We start from the raw sequence: 15,892 nt of genomic DNA on the forward strand, positions 1-15,892 counted from the left end.
TCAGGCCTCCGGGCGCGGCACGGGAACGATGTTCACGTGCTTGCGACCGCGCTTGGAACCGAACTCCACGGAGCCGGGGGCCAGCGCGAACAGCGTGTCATCGCCACCACGACCGACGTTGACGCCGGGGTGGAAGTGAGTGCCGCGCTGACGGACGAGGATCTCGCCTGCCTTGACGACCTGACCACCGAAACGCTTCACGCCGAGCCGCTGTGCTGCGGACTCGCGACCGTTACGAGAGCTGGAAGCGCCCTTTTTGTGTGCCATTAGTTCGCTCCCTCGTTACTTGATGCCGGTGACCTTGAGCACGGTCAGCTGCTGACGGTGCCCCTGGCGCTTGTGGTAGCCGGTCTTGTTCTTGAACTTGTGGATACGGATCTTGGGACCCTTGGTGTGCTCGAGCACCTCGCCGGTGACGGCAACCTTGGCCAGGTCATCGGCCTTGCTGGTGACCTTGGCACCGTCGACCACGAGGGCCACGGGCAGCGACACCGACGCGCCGGGCTCGGCGTCGAGCTTCTCAACCTTCACCACGTCACCGGCGGCAACCTTGTACTGCTTGCCACCGGTCTTGACGATTGCGTATGTCGCCATCGTGTCCTCTGCTCTGCTGCTCTCTGCGGGCGCGCGCTACCGGTCGGTGCGTGCGCGGGTCTTGGGTGGCGGGATATCCCGCCGTCACCAGCCTGTGGTCACACAGGCACTGGAGACAACTGGTCAAGGGTACTTGACCAGCGGGTAGAGGGTCAAACCGCCCTCTACTCGTGGGTCGGCGGCCCCGCGGGCCTGGCTGCGGCACGTCGACGAGTGCGGCCGCGGGAAGGCTGCACCTCCGCAATCACCGGAGCCGGCGCCTGGTAGACGTCTTCTTCGGGCTCGTCTTCGTCTTCCTCATCATCCGAGTCCTCATCGTCTTCCTCGTCATCCGAGTCGTCGTCTGAGTCCTCGTCGTCCGAGTCGTCGTCGATGTCGTCCAGGTCGTCATCCTCGTCGTCATCGTCGAGGTCGTCGTCGAGGTCGATCTCGTCCTCGGCGTCATCCTCATCGGAGTCTTCGGAGTCGTCGGCCTCGTCGGCCTCGTCCGGTTCGTCGGCGTCCTGCGTATCGAACTCGCCGCCGGTCGATTCATCGGCCTGCTCGGGCGTCGTCTGCTCGTCGCCCTCGGCCTCGTGAACCTCGCCGTCGGTCTGCTCGTGCTCGTCGAAGGCTTCGTGGGCCCCATGGCCCTCGTCATCTTCGTCGTGGCGGCCGTTGGCTGCGGCCATGGCCTTGAACATCGGATGTTCGCCGGCGGGATGATCGGGCACCTTGACGACCGGCACCTCTTCGGGCTCCGGGCGGGCATTGCCCCGCTTGCCCCGCTTGCTGCGACGGCTACCGCCGGTGGTTTCGGCCTTGCGTCCGGCGTTCGACGACGAGGCGGTGTCGACCGGGTCACCGTGCAACACGATGCCGCGACCCGCGCAGTGCGTGCAGGTGGTGGAGAAAGCTTCGACGAGACCCGTTCCCAACCGCTTTCGGGTCAGCTGGACGAGGCCCAGTGAGGTCACCTCGGACACCTGATGGCGGGTCCGGTCCCGGCCCAGCGCCTCGGTCAGCCTGCGCAACACCAGATCCCGGTTCGACTCGAGCACCATGTCGATGAAGTCGATCACCACGATGCCGCCGATGTCCCGCAACCGCAGTTGCCGCACGATCTCCTCGGCCGCTTCCAGGTTGTTGCGGGTGACGGTCTGCTCGAGATTGCCGCCCGCGCCGGTGAACTTGCCGGTGTTGACGTCGACGACGGTCATCGCCTCGGTGCGGTCGATCACCAGGGTGCCACCCGAGGGCAGCCACACCTTGCGGTCCAGCGCCTTCGCCAGCTGCTCGTCGATGCGGTGCACGGCGAACACGTCGGGAGCCTCGGCGCCGCCGGCGGGTTCGTACTTCGTGAGCCGGCCCACCAGATCGGGAGCGACGGTGTTCACGTAGGAGTTGATCGTGTCCCAGGCCTCGTCGCCCGAGACGATCAGACCCGAGAAGTCCTCGTTGAACAGGTCGCGGATGACCTTGACCAGCACATCGGGTTCTTCGTAGAGGGCGACGGCCGCTCCCGCCTTCTTCGCGGTGACCTCGGCGGCCTTGGCCTCGATCTCGGTCCAGCGGTGTTGCAGTCGCTCGACGTCGGAGCGGATGTCCTCTTCTTTGACGCCCTCCGAGGCGGTCCGGATGATCACACCGGCATCGGCGGGCACGACCTCCTTGAGGATCTCCTTGAGCCGCTGACGTTCGGTGTCGGGCAGCTTGCGGCTGATCCCGGTCGACGACGCGCCCGGCACGTAGACCAGGTAGCGGCCGGCCAGCGACACCTGCGTGGTGAGCCGGGCACCCTTGTGCCCGACCGGATCCTTGCTGACCTGGACGACGACATAATCACCCGGCTTGAGGGCCTGCTCGATCTTGCGGTTCGACCCGCCGAGGCCGGCGGCCTCCCAGTTCACCTCACCGGCATAGAGCACACCGTTGCGGCCGCGGCCGATATCGACGAAGGCGGCCTCCATCGAGGGCAGCACGTTCTGCACGATGCCGAGGTAGATGTTGCCGACCAGGCTGGCGGACGCCGCGGACGTAACGAAATGCTCGACGACGACGCCGTCTTCCAGCACGGCGATCTGGGTGTAGCGGGCGCCCTCGTGGGGCGGCTCGGTGCGGATCTTGTCGCGCACGATCATGGTGCGTTCGACGGCCTCGCGCCGGGCCAGGAACTCGGCCTCGCTCAGGATCGGGGGCCGACGGCGGCCGGCGTCGCGGCCATCGCGGCGGCGCTGACGCTTGGCCTCCAGACGAGTCGATCCGCTGATCCCCTGGATCTCCGAATCGTCGCTGCTCTTGCCGGACCGCTCGGCCCGGGGCGCGCGCTCGTGCACGACGGTGTTCGGCGGGTCATCCGGAGAGCTCGCGTCATCGTTGTCGCCCGAACCGGACTTGCGACGGCGACGGCGACGACGGCGACGGCTGCTGCCGTCACCACCTGCGGTGTCCTCGTCGTTGCTCTCGTCCGACTCATCGGAGTCGTCATCGGAATCCTGATCGGACTCGCCCTGATCGTCGGCGGTGTCGGTATCGGAATCCGGGCCCGTGTCGGTGTCGTCTGCCTGCTCACCACGACCACGCCCCCGCCCGCGACGGCCGCGGCGCCGCCGGCGAGCGGCCGGACGATCCGCCTGCTCGTCATCGGTATCGACGTCGGCGTCGGCGTCGGCATCCGTGTCGGTGTCGGCGTCGGTGTCGTCTTCGTCGTCGTCATCCTCTTGGACACGCACCGGGACGAACGCCACGGGCTGCGGGGCGACGAACAGCGGCAGGTAATCGGCCCGCTCGGTGTGAGCTTCGCGAGCCGGGGGGATGTTGGCGGTCTCCAGGATCAGCCGCGACTCGGGCTCGTCGCCCACCAGGACGGGGTCGGCCTCGGCGGCTTCGCCCTCGGGAGCGTCGACCGCAGCGGCCTCCGGCGCGTCGACAGGAGCCGCGACCGACTCGGCCACCATGACACTGACTGCTTCGACCTGGACCGGTTCTGCCTGCTCAACCGGCTCCGGGTCGGTCGACCCGAGGGCCAACGCGTCGCGGACCCGCTCGGCGTCGGCCTTTTCGACCGTGGAGTGCGCACTGCGCTGACGCCCATCGAACTCGGCCAGGGCGTCGAGCACGCGCCGGCTTGTCGTTCCGAGCACCCGCGCCAGGGAGTGGACTCTCAGCCGCTCGGGCAGTCCCTCCTGCTGCGGAGTCTGGGTTGATAGGTCGTCATTCTGGGCATCTTCGGCCACGAATTCTCCTCAAGCCCCCGGGCGCGTCGTAACGACGCGGCCACGCGAGGGCTTCCGCTATTGGCCCGGGACACTTTCCCCGGGCTTGTTGTGGTCTCGCTCCGGGCGGTTCGCTACCGAACCCACCCGGTGCCTGGCTGAATGATGGCTGGACGGCCCGCGCCGCACCGGATTGCGGTGGTCGCGCTCGTCGAAGTCTTCATTCGGGTGTTCAACCTCGGTTGAGGCTGAACACCCGAAGCCAGTATCCCACATCACTGACGCGGTACAGACCAGACTGCGAGAAGGTTTATCCGGCGGAGGCTTCGCCAGGGAACCACAGGGCGATCTCACGGGCCGCCGACTCCGGCGAATCCGATCCGTGCACGAGGTTGTCCTGGGTAACAAGCGCCAGGTCACCGCGGATGGTGCCGGGCACAGCCTTCTCCACCGGGTCGGTGCCACCGGCGATCTGGCGGAACGCCGCGATGGCACGCGGGCCCTCCACGATGGCGGCGACGACGGGCCCGGAGGTGATGAACTCCAGCAGCGAGTCGAAGAACGGCTTGCCGTCATGCTCGGCGTAATGCTGCTTGGCCAGCTCGACGCTGACGTTCTTCAGTTCCAGCGCGGCGAGGGTCAGGCCCTTGCGCTCGATCCGGGAGAGGATCTCTCCGACCAGGTGGCGCTGCACGCCGTCGGGCTTGATCAGGACAAGGGTCTGCTCAGTCACGAGCAGAGAGCGTACCGGTCGGTAACCGCGCTGCGCCATTTCGGGCCCTCGGCCGAGCCGGGACTGCGGCACAGCTACGACGCGGCTATTCGCTGGGCGGCTGCTGGCCGGGCAGCAGACCCCGATCTTGTCTGCGTTTGACCTCGCGCCGCAGGTACACGATCAACAGCCAGACCACGGCGAAGATCACGCCGATGAAGCCGATCGCCCCATGGATCAGCGCCCCGGCGATCACCACAAGCTGGATGCCCAGGTTCGCCCAGATGGCCCACGGCCGGCCCTGGATCCCGGACATCAGGATCAACACGACGGCCAGCCCGACCACGAAGCCGCCCGAGGCCCAGGTCAGCCCCGCCGCGCTGGTGCCCACCACCGGCAATGCCAGCAATACGACGATGGCTTCCAGGATCAGCGTCCCCGCCATCACCCCACGGAAGCTCTTCCAGGGGTCGGGTGGTGCCGGCGTGTCGCCGGGCGTCGGATCGCTCGGGGTCTGATTGCCCTGGGTCTGATCGTTCATTGCGGGTCCCGTCCGAACAGGGTCCGGGCCGCGCCGGCGGTCACCACCGAACCGGTGATCACCATGCCGGCCCCGGACAGGCCTTCGTCTGCACCGGCCTCTTCCACCAGCGCGGTCGCCGTCTCGATGGCGTCCGGCAGCGTCGTGGCGGTGATCACGCGATCCTGGCCGAAGCGCTCCTCGGCCAGCAGCGCCAGCGACTCGACCTCCATCGCCCGCGGCGACCCGTTGTGGGTGACCACGATCTGATCGAAGACGGGCTCCAGCGCGGTCAGGATTCCACCGACGTCCTTGTCCCCCATCACCGACACCACCCCGACCAGATAGCGGAAGTCGAACTCCTGCTGCAGGGTCTGCGCCAGCGCTGCCGCACCGGCCGGATTGTGCGCCGCGTCAATGAAAACCGTTGGCGCACTTCGCATCCGTTCCATCCGGCCCGGGCTCTGGACCGACGCGAAGCCGGCCCGGATCGCGTCGACGTCGAGCTGACGGTCGGCACCAGCACCGAAGAACGCCTCGACCGCGGCCAATGCCAGAACGGCGTTATGCGCCTGATGTTCACCGTGCAGCGGCAGGAAGATATCGGAGTACACCCCGCTCAGACCCTGCAGCTCCAGCACCTGTCCGCCGATGGCGATCTGCCGGCTGAGCACTGCGAATTCCGAGTCTTCACGGGCCACGGCCGCGTCGGCGCGCACTGCCTCTTCCAGCAGCACCTCCATGGCCTCCGGAACCTGCTTCGCGATGACGGCCACCGTGTCGGTCGGCACCAGGTCGTCGGGCTGCCGGGTGATGATGCCGGCCTTCTCCCCCGCTATCTCGGCGATCGTGTCACCGAGATAGTCAGTGTGGTCGATACCGATCGGCGTGATCACCGCGACAGGGGCATTGACGACGTTGGTGGCGTCCCAGCGCCCACCCATCCCGACCTCGATGACCCCGACATCGATGGGCACGTCGGCGAAGGCGGCGAACGCCATCGCGGTCAGAACCTCGAACTTGCTCATCTTGGGGCCACCGGCAGCTTCGGACTGCTGGTCCACCAGCTGCACGAACGGTTCGACCTCTCGATAGGTCTCGACGTAACGGGCCGGGGTGATGGGCTTTCCGTCGATCGAGATGCGCTCTACGGCGGACTGCAGGTGTGGACTGGTGGTGCGCCCGGTACGCCGGTGCAGCGCGGTCAGCAGCGCGTCGATGATGCGGGCCACCGACGTCTTGCCGTTGGTTCCCGCGACGTGAATCGACGGGTAGGCACGTTGCGGTGAGCCCAGGAGCTCCAGCAGCGCCGCGATCCGGGCAGTGCTGGGGTCGAGTTTGGTCTCGGGCCACCGCTGGTCGAGGAGGTGCTCGACCTGCAGCAGCGCGGCGACCTCGTCCGGCGAAGGGACCGGATCGGTCATTGGGGCAGCCCGGCCAGGCGTGCCGTGATCCGCTCGACCTCTTCGGAGGCCAGCTGCCGGCGGCCGCGGATCTTGTCGACGACGTTCTCGGGAGCCTTGCCGAGGAATGCCTCGTTGCCGAGTTTGGCCGTGGTGGTCGCGAGTTCCTTCTGGGCGGCGGCCAGGTCCTTCTCCAACCGGCGCCGCTCGGCCGCCACATCGACGGTGCCCGAGGTGTCCACCTCGACGAGCACCGTGGCCTGCGCCAGACGCACCTCGACCGAAGCCGACGGGGTGAACCCGTCACCGGCGTCGGTCAGCCACGCCAGCGCGGTGACCGCGGGCAGCTGCTCGGTCAAGCCGGCCTCGGTGATCGCCGAGAGCCGGGCCGGAACCCGCTGCCGGTCGGCCAGACCCTGGTCGCTGCGGAAGCGTCGCACCTCGGTGATCAGCTTCTGCATGTCGGCAATGTGTTGAGCGGCAACCTGATCCAGCGCGATACCGGAGGCCTGCGGCCACTGCGCGATGACGATGGACTCACCATCGGTGAGCGTCTTCCACAACGTCTCGGTGACGAACGGCATCACTGGGTGCAGCAGCTTGAGCAGAGCGTCCAGCACGGCGGCCAGAACCGCCGTTGTATGAGCGACACCCTCCCCGAGTTGCACCTTGGCCAGTTCCACGTACCAGTCGCAGAACTCGTCCCAGGCGAAGTGATACAGCGACTCGCAGGCGCGGTTGAACTCGTAGCTGTCGAGTGCGGCATCCACCTCGGCGCGAACCTCTTCGAGGCGGCCGAGGATCCAGCGGTCGGCGTCGGTCAGGTCGGCGAGCGCCGGCAGTTCAGCGGGCGCCGCCCCGTTCATCAGCGCGAACCGGGTCGCGTTGAACAGCTTGGTGGCGAAGTTGCGGGAGGCCCTGGCGTGGTCCTCACCGATGGACAGGTCGCCGCCGGGGCTGGCGCCGCGGGCCAGGGTGAACCGCAGGGCGTCTGCACCGAATTTCTCCACCCAGTCCAGCGGGTCGATGCCGTTGCCACGCGACTTGCTCATCTTGCGCCCGAACTCGTCGCGGATGAGGCCGTGCAGGAAGACGTTTTCGAACGGCACCTGCGGACCGCGGGCGCCATCGAACGTGATGGCCGGATCGTCGCCGACGAACGTGCCGAACATCATCATCCGCGCCACCCAGAAGAACAGGATGTCGTAGCCGGTGACCAGCACCGAGGTCGGATAGAACTTGGCCAGATCCGGAGTGTGCTCGGGCCAGCCCATCGTGGAGAACGGCCACAGCGCCGAGGAGAACCACGTGTCGAGCACGTCGCGGTCCTGCTCCCAGCCCTCCGGCGGGGTCTCGTCGGGGCCGACGCACACCGTCTCGCCGTTGGGTCCGTGCCAGATCGGGATCCGGTGGCCCCACCACAACTGCCGCGAGATGCACCAGTCGTGCATGTTGTCCACCCAGGCGAACCACCGCGGCTCCAGGCTCGGCGGGTGAATCACGGTGTCGCCGTTGCGCACCGCATCGCCGGCCGCCTTGGCCAGGCCGTCCACCTTGACCCACCACTGCAGGGACAGCCGCGGCTCGATGGGCTCACCGCTGCGCTCGGAGTGCCCGACGCTGTGCAGGTAGGGCCGCTTCTCGGCGACGATCCGGCCCTGCTCGGCCAGCGCCTCGCGGATCTTGACCCGGGCCTCGAACCGGTCCATGCCGTCGAATTGCGTTCCGGTGTCGGCGATCCGGCCCTTGGCGTCCATGATGGTCGGCATCGGAAGCTGATGACGCAGCCCGATCTCGAAGTCGTTCGGGTCGTGCGCGGGAGTGACTTTGACTGCGCCGGTACCGAATTCGGGGTCGACGTGGGTGTCGGCGACAATGATCATCTCGTGGCCGACGAACGGGTGCGGCAGAGTCTTGCCGACCAGATGGCGGTAACGCTCGTCATCGGGATGCACCGCGATCGCGGTGTCACCGAGCATGGTCTCCACACGGGTGGTGGCGACGATGATGTGGGGCTCGTCGTCATTCATCGAGCCGTAGCGGAACGAGACCAACTCGCCCTGGACGTCCTCGTATTTGACCTCGAGGTCGCTGATCGCGGTCTCCAGCACCGGTGACCAGTTGACCAAGCGCTCAGCTTGGTAGATCAGCCCGGCATCGAAGAGCCGCTTGAAGATGGTCCGCACCGCGCGCGACAGGCCCTCGTCCATGGTGAAGCGGTCGCGGCTCCAGTCCACGCCGTCACCGAGGCGACGCATCTGCCCGCCGATGGTGCCGCCCGACTCACGCTTCCAGTCCCAGACCTTCTCGACGAACAGCTCGCGGCCGAAGTCTTCCTTGGTCTTGCCGTCGACAGCGAGCTGCTTCTCCACCACGGTCTGGGTGGCGATGCCGGCATGGTCCATGCCGGGCAGCCACAGCACCTCGAAGCCCTGCATCCGCTTGCGGCGCGTAAGCGCGTCCATCAGCGTGTGGTCGAGCGCGTGGCCCATGTGCAGGCTGCCGGTCACGTTGGGCGGCGGCAGCACGATCGAGTACGGCGGCTTTTCGCTGGCCGGATCGGCGGTGAAGTATCCGGCGTCCACCCAGCCCTGGTACAGGTCGGCTTCTACCGCAGCCGGATCCCAGGATTTGGGGAGGGCATCGGCACGGTTGTCAGGGGTGGGAGTCACCGAGCCATTCTAAGAAGGACGTGCACCGAAACGCGAAAGCCCCCGATGCCCGGTGCGTTCGCTGGGCGTCGGAGGCTCTCGAGCTGGTGCGGGTGGGCCTACTTCTTGCCGCCGAGCAGGCCGCCGAGGATCTCGCCGATGGCGTTGTTCTGGCCGCCACCGCCGCCCAGAACACTGCCCAGGATGCTGCCGAGCGGGTTGTTGTTGCCGCCGCCGGTCGCGCCACCGAGGATGCTGCCGAGGATGTCCCCGAGCCCGCCGCCGGAAGCCTGCGGCTGGGGCGCGGACTGCGCGGGCGCGTTCTGCTGCGAGAACTGCTTGCCGATGTAGGCCAGCACGATGGGCGCCAGGATCGGCAGCAGCTTCTTGATCAGATCACCGCCGCCGGCGCCGGTACCCGCGAGCGCCGAGGCGACCTGGTTGCTGTCGTTGCCGCCGAAGATCTTCGACACGATCTGGTTGCCCTCGTTGGCGTCGACCTGATCGACGCTCACTCCGCCGTCGAGCAGGCCACTGGCACCCTGTGCCGTGACCGCAGACTCGAGGTCGCTCGAATCGATGTTGTCAGCCTGCACGTTCTCGGCCACACCACCGACGAGCGCGGGCACCAGCGTCTTGATGGCGGCGTTCACCTCGCCTTCATCTGCGCCGAGCTTGCTTGCGATATCCGCCACGGGGATCTGCGCGAACAGATCGTCGAGACCGGCCATTTTTCTATCCCACCTTCGTTGCTGGCGTACTGGAAGTCCTCGCAACCGACACTAGTCGAATCTGATCTTGCCCCACAGGTGTTCGACGCAGGCCGATCCGCTGTGTTGTGACGGCTCAGCCCAGCTTGGTGGTCTCCAGCGACACTCCGGCCGCTGGTAGCCGGGTCAGCAGCACATCCCCCATCGCTGCCACCGGTGTCAGCACACCCCGGCGTTCCGACAGTGCGTCCCGGTCGGTAGCCAGGGCCAGTCCGCATTCGCCGAGCAGCACCGCCGTCGACTTGTATCCGGGATCGCCTTGCTGGGCCATGCTCGTCATGTACCGGGCACCCGACGTCGTCGTCGTATACGTCTCGACGCGGTAGTGACCCCGCTCGCGCGCCCGCTCGCTCGGGCCGGTTCCCGGCTTCGGTGTGAGCCGCGCGACCAGTCCGCCGGGCAGCCGGTTGAAATAGCGGCCTCCCACACCGAGGGTGAAGGCATTGGCTCCGGTGACCGCGGCGGCGGCCACCGGCGCGGCGAGCGAACGCCCAAGGCTCATCTGCTCGGCGTACTCGAACCGGCGCCCGTAGGCATAGTCCAGCAATGCGTTGCTACGCCGCACGATTCGCGTGTTCGGTGCCGCCATGGCAAAAGCGCCCGTCCAGTAGCCGGCGAGCTCGGGAGCAATCTCACCGCCGCGGCGCCACCGCACGTCGGGCTGAGCTCCGAGTTCGGGCTCCGCACCGCGGTCGGGGCTCAGCGTGTACGGATCGTTCATCAGCGCCCTGGCCTCCGGATCCGACGACAGTGTGTCGAGCAGTTCCAGCATCGAGGCCACGGTGCCGCCCGACACGCCGCCGGCGAAACTGCGCACCACCAGGTTCGTGTCGCCGAGATCGCCCGCACCGTCCGCCGATGCCCGCTGATACAGCGCGTACACCGTGAGATCCGATGGCACCGAATCGAATCCGCACGAATGGACGATCCGCGCACCGGTGTCGACGGCCTGCTTGTGGTGCAGGTCGATGCTGTCTCGGATGAATGTCGTCTCACCGGTCAGGTCGGCGTAGTCGGTGCCGGCCGCCGCGCACGCCGCGACCAACGGCATGCCGTAGCGCGCGTAGGGACCCACCGTCGTCACCACCACCTGGGTGCGCGCGGCCATCGCGTCGAGCGAGGCCTGGGAGGTGGCGTCGGCAGTCACCAACGGCCACGATTGCGCGCCCGGCCCCAGACCGTCACGGACCGCGCGCAACCGTTCCTCGGAACGGCCGGCCAAGGCGATCCGGGCCGATCCCCCGGCCCGGGCCAGGTACTCGGCGGTCAGTTTTCCGGCGAACCCTGTGGCGCCGTACAGCACCAGATCAAACTCACGCTGCGTCACGCTCCCGACGCTACCCGAGCAGTTCGGGCAACTGCACCGGTTGACCGCGTAGGTGATCACCGAGGAATGCGGTCACCACCTGGTACCAGATCTTGGCGTGCTGGGGCGACAGCACCCAGTGGTTCTCACTCGGGTAGTACAGGAACCGGTGGGGGCTTTCGCCATTCTCGTCGGCGGGCAACCCTGAATGGGTGAGCAACTCGTACCACAGCCGCAACGCCTCGCCGATCGGCACGCGATAGTCCTTGTCGCCGTGGATGACCAGCATCGGGGTGGTGATGTCGCCGACGAACCGGTGCGGTGAATTGCGCTGGGCCATCTCGGGTGTCATCTCACGAGCCCACCAGTAGGCGCCGTCGGTGGTCGGCCCGAACTGGTCCAGCGCCCACAGGCTGGCATGCGTGACGATCGCGTCGAACCGATCGGTGTGGCCGGCGATCCAGTTGGCCATATAGCCGCCGAACGATCCCCCCATCGCCGCCGTGCGCGTGGCGTCGACGCGCGGGTGTGCGCACGCGGCGTCCGTCGCGGCCATCAGGTCCGTGTACGGGTCGGCACCCCAGGTGCCCCAGCCGCGTGCGATGAAGTCCTGTCCGTAGCCGGTGGACAGCCCCGGATCGGGCATCAGCACGGCGTATCCCAGGGCGGTGAGCAGCCACGGGTTCCACCGCCAGTGCCAGCTGTTCCAGCTGCCCAACGGTCCGCCGTGGATCCACAACACCAGCGGGGCCGGTTCGTCGCCTGCGGGCAGTGTGAGCCAGGAGCGGATGGGCGTGCCGTCGGCGGCGGTCGCGGTCACCTCGGTCAGAGTGCCGGGCAGTTCGGGTGCGTCGAGGCACGGGATTTCGGTGACGGTGCCGTCCGGATCGATGCGGACCGGATGTGCCGGCACGGCATAGGAGCTGCGCAACGCATAGATCACGCCGCCGAGCGCGGGACGAACATCGGAGTAGGTGAAATCGTCGTGGGTCAACCGGGTGACCGCACCGGAGATGGGGTCGACGGAGAAGATCGGGCCACGGCCGCCGTCGTCGGCCGTCACGATGAGCGACGACGAGTCCGGTGTCCAGGCCACCGAGGACGGCCAGCGGTCCCAGTCGCCGGTCAACTCCACCGGATGTTCACCGAACCGCATGCAACACAACGTGATCCGCGGTGGCGTGGTGGGAGTGGAATGGGTTTCCCTGGTGAAGGCCACCGCGCTGCCATCCGGCGCGATCGCGGGGCGTTCCAGGTCGGCACCGGGTTCCTCGGCGATGGTGGTGCGTTCTCCGGTGACCCGGTCGATGCGCACCAGGGCCACGCGCAGGGCGGTGCCAGGGCCCGGCGTCTGCCACGACGTCACCACGAATCCGCCGTCGGCACTCAGGTCGAATGTAGTCTCACGCAACGCCGCGCCCGGCTCGGCGGTCAGATCCCGTGGCCCCTCGGCATCGAGAAGGTGCGGTTGGTCCGGACCCAGATCATGGTCCCAGTGCCGGACGGGGTAGCCGGTGTGCAGGATCGCTGAGACCTTGGTGTCCTTGCGCGCCTCGCGCTTTGCCTTGTCGTCGTCGACTCCGGCCGACGACGGCAGCAGCGGCGCGGTCACCACGGTGGAGTCGGCGGCCCGGGCACTCAACGCGCCGACGACACCGCCGGGCACCGTCAGCACCTCGATTGCCTCACCGCCGGCCGCGGGCAGGCGCCACAGGGCTGCGGGCGGCTTGTCGTCATCCTCACCCGCGCGGACTGCGAGGAACAGCAGGTCCCCCTCGGCGGTGAACACCGGCGCGGATTCTCCCTTTGCCCCGTGGGTCAGCCGGCGCGCTGGTTGAGTTCCATTCGGGTCCAATTCCCATATGGCGCTGAGGAATTCGGTTTTCTTATCATTGAGGGTGGTGACCGTCGTGACCAGCCGCGAGCCGTCAGGTGACACCGCCAGACCTGATACCCGGGGAAGCGCGAGGTAGTCGTCGAGATCGTCGAACGCCGTCATGGCTCCCCACCGTAATGGTGCGGCCCGCACCGGAGTCCGGTACGGGCCGCACGGCAAGGCTGTTCCCGGTGTGTCAGACCACTTCGGTGATCTTGCCGGTGACGTCGGCTCGAACCTGCTTGCTGCTGCGCTCACCCTGGACGTTGATGAACATGACCACGTTCTCGTCGAACGGGATGTTGCGCTTGATGCTCACCGTCTGGACCTTGCCGTCGGCAATCTCGCTCGCCGCCACGGCACCGTCGATCGCCGCGGCGATCGCGCTGCTCGGCACGTCGGAGGTGGCGAACAGATTCTGCTGCAACGCCTCGGTGTCGTCGTCGTAGTCGATGGGACGCGACGGCGCGACCGCGCCGGACGTGTAACTCCACTCATTGAGCTCGGTCGGGGCGTTGGGATCGACTGCCTCGACCTTGATGACACCCGGCGTGATCACGACATCGACGACCTGCATCGGGTTGGCGCCGACCTTTTCGCCGATCGCCGCCAAGGCGTTGTCGATACCCTCGGCGGTGAACAGATTGCCCGAGACCGCTTCGGTGATCTTCTCGGTGCCCGAGGAGACAACCTTCTCGGCCGCCCCGGCGGCCGCATCCCGGAGCTCGGTCGCCTTCGAGCAACCGCTCAATGCGGATGCAGCAATCAGTGTGGCGCCAAGCGCGATACCGAAGCGGGTGACTCTCATCGGGTCCTCTCACTGTGTTCTGGCCCGGCACGTCGGGCGCGGAAACCTGTACAAAGACTGTGCAGACGCTGGAAGGCTACCGATCCCAACTCCGGCCACGGCGAGCCACCTCATCCCACCCGTTAGATTCGACCGATGGCACAGTCCGTCCTGGTCGTCGGTGCCGGTATCACCGGCCTGGCCACCGCCGTCGCATTGCAGCAGCAGGGATTCGACGTATCCGTGGCAGAGGCCCGCCGGGACGTCACCCCCGGGGCGGGAATCAGCCTGTGGCCCAACGCGCTGGCCGCACTCGACGAGATCGGTCTCGGCGATCAGGTGCGCGGCGCGGGAGGCCGAGTGACCACAGGAGCCCTGCGTCGGGCCGGCGGAGCGTGGTTGCGCCGGCCGGAGGCACAACGGTTCACCCGGGCGCTGGGCGAACCGCTGGTGGTGATCAGGCGCGCCACCCTGACCGAAATTCTCACGGGCGCACTCGCGCCGGGCACGGTCCAGTACGAGCTCACCGCCGACAAGGTCGAGATCGGCGCCTCGGACGTGCGGGTCACCTTCACCGACGGCACGGTCCGCGAGGCGGCCGGCCTGGTCGGCGCCGACGGTGTCGACTCTGTGGTGGCCCGCCATCTGAACGGAGCGCTGCCCCGTCGCTACACCGGCTACACCGCGTGGCGCGCCGTGGCCGCCTGCCCGCTCGATCCCGATCTGTCGGGCGAGACGCTGGGTGCCGGCTCACAGGTCGGCCATGTGCCGCTCGGCGACGACCACACATATTGGTTCGCGACCCAGCGCGCGCCGCAAGGCCAGACCACACCCGATGGCGAGCTGGCCCATCTGAAGCGACATTTCGCGGCGTGGGCGGAGCCGATTCCGACCCTGCTGGCCGCGACCGATCCGAATGATGTGCTCCGGAACGACCTCTACGACCGTGCACCCGCCCGCATCTGGTCCCGCGGCCGTGCAGTGATCGCCGGGGATGCGGCCCATCCGATGCGCCCGCACCTGGGCCAGGGAGGCTGCCAGGGGCTGGAGGATGCCGCCACACTCGCCGGCCTCGCGGCCGGCGAGGCCGATCTGAGCAGCGCGTTCTCCCGGTTCGCGACGATGCGGCGCAGGCGGGTCATGACGATCGTGCGGGAGGCCGAGCTGGTCGGGCGGTTGGTGAACCTACGCCCGCCGCTGCTCAGCGCCGCGGCCACCCGGGCGTCGGTGCTGGTCCCGGAGTTCGTGTTGACCCGCCATCTGGCCTCCATCGCCGGGCGCGCGGCATTCACCCCTGTGCGTTGAGCTCAGTGCGGCACTCCGAACGCCCCGAGCGGGTCGAGGAAGGTGGTGCAGAACCGGCGTAGGTCGAAAATGCCCAGCACTGCGCCGGGACGCACGGTCTGGCAGCCGGTCGGCGCGGTGGGCGCCGCCCAACCGACGGGCGCTCCGCCACGGGGCCCGCACTTGGGCCAGGCGCCGATCCTTTGGGTGGCCAGGACGTTCTCGGCGACCCGGATCTGCTCCTCCCGGGAGGCCGAGGCAGGTGAACCGGTGCCGCCGTGCGCGGCCCAGGTGGTGGGTTTGAACTGCAATCCGCCGTAGGCGCCGTTACCGGTGTCGATGGACCAGTTGCCGCCCGACTCACATTCGGCGATGGCGTCCCAGTTCACCGTGTCCGCATCGGCGGTCGCAGTGCCTGCGAACAGAGGCATCAGCATGGCGCCCGCCAACGCTGCCGTAATCCAGAAAGTCCTGGTCAACGCACTTCGTATGGTCATCTCACGGCCCTTCCCCGACCTTTGACACCAGGACCGCTGCAGATGCTGATCACGTTCGTGCAACTGTGCGGTCACCAATGGGTTCGTGTGACGAAGGTCACGCGTTACAGGGGTGGCTGAAGTTTTTTCAGAGGTTGTCGGTACTGGAGTAACCGGAGGGCTTTCTGATGAAACAGAAGCGGGGGGGGGGGGGGGGGCCGCCCCCCCGCGGGGGGCGGGGGGGGGGGCGGCGGGGCGGGCGGGGGGGGGGGGGGCGCCGGGGGGGGGGGCCCGGGGGGGGGGGGGGCGGCCGGGGGGG

Annotated in this window: 13 protein-coding genes; 1 reads left to right on the top strand and 12 read right to left on the bottom strand. The window is 68.0% G+C overall.

What is annotated here, in order from left to right:
- The 11 genes from rpmA to A5779_RS13190 form a co-directional block, all read right to left on the bottom strand.
- Complete coding sequence (rpmA, locus tag A5779_RS13140) at window positions 1-267, bottom strand: 50S ribosomal protein L27 (protein ID WP_003879727.1); 267 nt, start codon at window positions 265-267, stop codon at window positions 1-3.
- 15 nt (window positions 268-282) lie between these two features.
- Entirely contained in the window at window positions 283-594 is a 312-nt protein-coding gene (gene rplU / locus A5779_RS13145; protein ID WP_029367319.1) for a 50S ribosomal protein L21, read from the bottom strand.
- Window positions 595-758: 164 nt separating this feature from the next.
- Window positions 759-3,809, bottom strand: a complete 3,051-nt coding sequence (gene rne / locus A5779_RS13150; RefSeq protein ID WP_064882514.1) for a ribonuclease E — start codon at window positions 3,807-3,809, stop codon at window positions 759-761.
- Window positions 3,810-4,098: 289 nt separating this feature from the next.
- Window positions 4,099-4,521 (bottom strand): nucleoside-diphosphate kinase, encoded by a 423-nt coding sequence (gene ndk, locus A5779_RS13155; protein ID WP_055115579.1) that lies wholly within the window; start codon window positions 4,519-4,521, stop codon window positions 4,099-4,101.
- Between the two features lie 85 nt (window positions 4,522-4,606).
- Window positions 4,607-5,041, bottom strand: a complete 435-nt coding sequence (locus tag A5779_RS13160) for a DUF4233 domain-containing protein (RefSeq protein ID WP_064882516.1) — start codon at window positions 5,039-5,041, stop codon at window positions 4,607-4,609.
- Window positions 5,038-6,444 carry a bifunctional tetrahydrofolate synthase/dihydrofolate synthase gene (gene folC / locus A5779_RS13165; protein WP_064882518.1) on the bottom strand — a complete coding sequence of 469 codons (1,407 nt, stop codon included), beginning with the start codon at window positions 6,442-6,444 and terminating at the stop codon, window positions 5,038-5,040. The genes A5779_RS13160 and folC overlap by 4 nt, the downstream gene beginning before the upstream one ends.
- Entirely contained in the window at window positions 6,441-9,095 is a 2,655-nt protein-coding gene (locus A5779_RS13170; protein WP_064882520.1) for a valine--tRNA ligase, read from the bottom strand. The genes folC and A5779_RS13170 overlap by 4 nt, the downstream gene beginning before the upstream one ends.
- A gap of 98 nt (window positions 9,096-9,193) precedes the next feature.
- A complete protein-coding gene (locus A5779_RS13175; RefSeq protein WP_064882522.1) occupies window positions 9,194-9,805 on the bottom strand; it encodes a DUF937 domain-containing protein in 612 nt (203 codons plus the stop codon).
- A 115-nt stretch (window positions 9,806-9,920) separates the two neighbouring features.
- On the bottom strand, window positions 9,921-11,171 hold the full coding sequence (locus A5779_RS13180) for a saccharopine dehydrogenase family protein (RefSeq protein WP_064882524.1): 1,251 nt from the start codon (window positions 11,169-11,171) through the stop codon (window positions 9,921-9,923).
- 10 nt (window positions 11,172-11,181) lie between these two features.
- The gene (locus A5779_RS13185; RefSeq protein ID WP_064882526.1) at window positions 11,182-13,149 is read right to left on the bottom strand and encodes a S9 family peptidase; all 1,968 of its coding nucleotides are present in this window, start codon (window positions 13,147-13,149) and stop codon (window positions 11,182-11,184) included.
- A 73-nt stretch (window positions 13,150-13,222) separates the two neighbouring features.
- Window positions 13,223-13,834 (bottom strand): hypothetical protein, encoded by a 612-nt coding sequence (locus A5779_RS13190; RefSeq protein WP_064882529.1) that lies wholly within the window; start codon window positions 13,832-13,834, stop codon window positions 13,223-13,225.
- Window positions 13,835-13,969: 135 nt separating this feature from the next.
- Here A5779_RS13190 and A5779_RS13195 point away from each other — a divergent pair, with 135 nt between their 5' ends.
- Window positions 13,970-15,118 carry an FAD-dependent oxidoreductase gene (locus A5779_RS13195; protein WP_064882531.1) on the top strand — a complete coding sequence of 383 codons (1,149 nt, stop codon included), beginning with the start codon at window positions 13,970-13,972 and terminating at the stop codon, window positions 15,116-15,118.
- Between the two features lie 2 nt (window positions 15,119-15,120).
- On the opposite strand, the gene A5779_RS13200 is transcribed toward A5779_RS13195, so the two are convergent.
- A complete protein-coding gene (locus A5779_RS13200) occupies window positions 15,121-15,594 on the bottom strand; it encodes a transglycosylase family protein (protein WP_110777257.1) in 474 nt (157 codons plus the stop codon).
- Between the last annotated feature and the right edge of the window lie 298 nt (window positions 15,595-15,892).

Source organism: Mycolicibacterium peregrinum, from assembly GCF_001665625.1.
GTDB classification, from domain to species: Bacteria; Actinomycetota; Actinomycetes; order Mycobacteriales; family Mycobacteriaceae; genus Mycobacterium; species Mycobacterium peregrinum_B.